The 2,605-nt window shown below is 54.3% G+C and carries 4 protein-coding genes; 3 read left to right on the top strand and 1 reads right to left on the bottom strand.

The genetic code is table 11. The features are described 5' to 3' along the window. Positions 1 to 600, top strand: a 600-nt coding sequence (locus AC1DWM_RS30000) for a calcium-binding protein (protein ID WP_477796870.1), incomplete at its 5' end; no start/stop codon positions are given. A gap of 261 nt (positions 601 to 861) precedes the next feature. On the opposite strand, the gene AC1DWM_RS29995 is transcribed toward AC1DWM_RS30000, so the two are convergent. Beyond that, positions 862 to 1,731 carry an AraC family transcriptional regulator gene (locus tag AC1DWM_RS29995; RefSeq protein ID WP_223516842.1) on the bottom strand — a complete coding sequence of 290 codons (870 nt, stop codon included), beginning with the start codon at positions 1,729 to 1,731 and terminating at the stop codon, positions 862 to 864. Positions 1,732 to 2,141: 410 nt separating this feature from the next. Here AC1DWM_RS29995 and AC1DWM_RS29990 point away from each other — a divergent pair, with 410 nt between their 5' ends. After that, positions 2,142 to 2,336 (top strand): Flp family type IVb pilin, encoded by a 195-nt coding sequence (locus AC1DWM_RS29990; RefSeq protein WP_477796869.1) that lies wholly within the window; start codon positions 2,142 to 2,144, stop codon positions 2,334 to 2,336. A 58-nt stretch (positions 2,337 to 2,394) separates the two neighbouring features. Next, entirely contained in the window at positions 2,395 to 2,589 is a 195-nt protein-coding gene (locus AC1DWM_RS29985; protein ID WP_477796868.1) for a Flp family type IVb pilin, read from the top strand. Positions 2,590 to 2,605: the final 16 nt, after the last annotated feature.

Genomic DNA, 2,605 nt, shown 5'->3' with positions numbered 1-2,605 from the left:
ATCGTGGGCGGTGCGGGTAACGACGTCCTCATCGGCGGCGCAGGTAACGACCTCATCCTCGGTGGCGCAGGTGCCGACACGATGGTCGGTGGCGTCGGCAGCGATACCTACGAAGTCACCGACCCTGGGGACGTGGTGAACGAGCTCGCCGGCGCAGACACGGATACGGTCTGGACCTCGCTCGCGAGCTACACCCTGGGTGCCAACGTCGACAATCTGTTTTTCGGCGGCAGCGGCAACTTTGCGGGCAGCGGCAACGAGCTCGCCAACGCGATCGTGGGTGGTGCGGGTAATGACGTTCTCATCGGCGGTGGCGGTAACGACCTGATGAATGGCGGCTTCGCCGGCAACGATACTTTCGTGTTTGCTGCCGCAGGTTTCGGCAACGATACGATCCTGAACTTCGGAGCCAATCCGGGCGGCGCGCAGGACTTGATCGATATCACGGGGCTGGGGATCAGCAGCGCGACGTTCGCTGCCAACGTGACCATAACGGCTGACGGGGCGGACACGGTGGTTGCGATCGGGGCGGACACCATCCACCTTGTTGGTGTCAGCAGTGCGACCGTTGATCAGACGGACTTCAATCTGGTGGGATAAGGAGGCCTTTTCGACAAAGTTGAGCTCAAAGCAATTTGAGGTGTGTGGCGGTTGCCACACACCTTTTTTGTGCGCCCGGCAGGGCGAACTCACTCGCAGGTGAAAGTCCATGTTTCTACCCGTTGAAAGTGTAGTGCTCGATAAAAGTCTAATAATTTAAAAGAATTAAAGCTTGGATTGGAGTCTCGTTTCCCGCTCCATGTTTAACGAAAACGCCGCTCGGCAATGAGCGGCGTTTTTGTTTGCGCATATAAAACCAAATCAAGCGCCGAGGCTTTGTACCAGGCTTTCGAGCGCTTCAGTGGTTTTCTCGTCCAGCACCAGTTGCGCAGTTGCAGCCGCTCTGAGTTGGCGTGCCAAGCGGTATTCGCTGGGTGTGCAGTTTGCAAACTGCTTGAAGGCCCGAGCGAAGTAGGAAGGATCCTTGAAGCCGGACTCATAGCCGATGCTGGTAATAGGCATCTGGCTGTTGTCGAGCAGTTCTTTGGCGAAGTTCATGCGCTTGTTCAAGATGTAATCCGTGAAGCCAAGTCCATTGGCTTCCTTGAACAGGCGGCTGAAGCGAAATGACGTCATGCCGCAGCGCTGCGCCAAAACCCTCTGATCGATGCTGTCTCGAAAGTGCTGTTCGATGTACAGCATGATGCTGTTCAGCGCCTGGTGTTTTTGGTGTCCTGAGGTCAACCGGATGCTGTCCGGCAGGGTAGGGGAGTGGTCGATCTGCGATGACTTGCCCTGGCCGTTGGCATTTCGGCGCAGTTCGCAGAGCTGCACCACCGCCGTCAAGTAACGCTTCTTCTCCGCGGCCGAGAGCGGAAGCACCATGTATTCCCAGACGCTGGAGCGCATGGCCCATACAGCCAGTTCCTCTGAGTGCTGCACGGTGAACATGGTGATCGGGATGGTGGGGGTGGTGCGTTTGATCTCCAGCAGTAGCCTTAAACCCGAAGTATCAGGGCGATCAAAATGGATGCAGATCATGTCTGCCTGTTCCCTGATGGGCAACACGGAGTTTTTCGCCAATTTGCAGTCGCAGGTATCCTCAAACTGCGCGATGAGTTCCCGGGTGGACCGATCATGAGTCAGATCGAACCATAGGAGCGATGGCCTTCTGTTGAAATTGGACGTCATGTTTTTACTCTAGAGTTCTTAATGCCTCTCTTCGCTTCGCAGTATTACCAATGTGCCATTACTTTGCAGATTTAATCACGATAAGAAATATTAGTTTTAGTTCTATTAGTTCTATGTGTTGTCTGGAAGGCTGCCCGGACGAGGATTTGTTGGTGTGTTTTCGACGAACCCGGGTTGAACCGCTTGTCGCTTGTGAATCAATGACAATTGCCTTTGCGTTTCAATGCCTTGTTTACCCCCTCCCGTTACTTCTGCAACGGCCAATGCTGCGTATTTGGCCACCCCGCAAAAAAGTCCTAGCGATGTGCAAAATCCTCCTAACGCCTATGCCTGCACCCTGACTAGGGTTGCATCAGGCAGCGCAGAAAGTACTGCCTCCGGAAAAACAACATTCGAGTGAGGTGGGCAAAATGATCATGCAAACAATCAAGGCTTCGGTACTGAAGTTCATCAAAGACGAAGATGGTCTGACCATTGTGGAATACGCGGTGGCCGGCGGGCTAATAACCCTGGCGGTTGCCGCTGGTTTTACCACCTTGGGCTCCGCCATTACCGGCCAGCTCGGTAGGCTAGCTACTTGTGTGGGCACTACTAGGGTGTGCTAGTAAGTCTATTTCCAGTRAGAGAGATGCCGCAGAAAAACATTCAAGTGAGGTGGGCAAAATGATCATGCAAACRATCAAGGCTTCGSTASTGAAGTTCGTCAAAGACGAAGATGGCCTGACCATTGTGGAATACGCGGTGGCCGGCGGGCTAATAACCCTGGCGGTTGCCGCTGGTTTTACCACCTTGGGCTCCGCCATTACCGGCCAGCTCGGTAGGCTAGCTACTTGTGTGGGCACTACTAGGGTGTGCTAGTATGTCTATTTCCAGT

The organism is Pseudomonas sp. P4_C8 (assembly GCF_056401975.1).
Note: the sequence above shows the minus strand (reverse complement) of the source record. Positions and strands in the feature narration are given on the sequence as shown.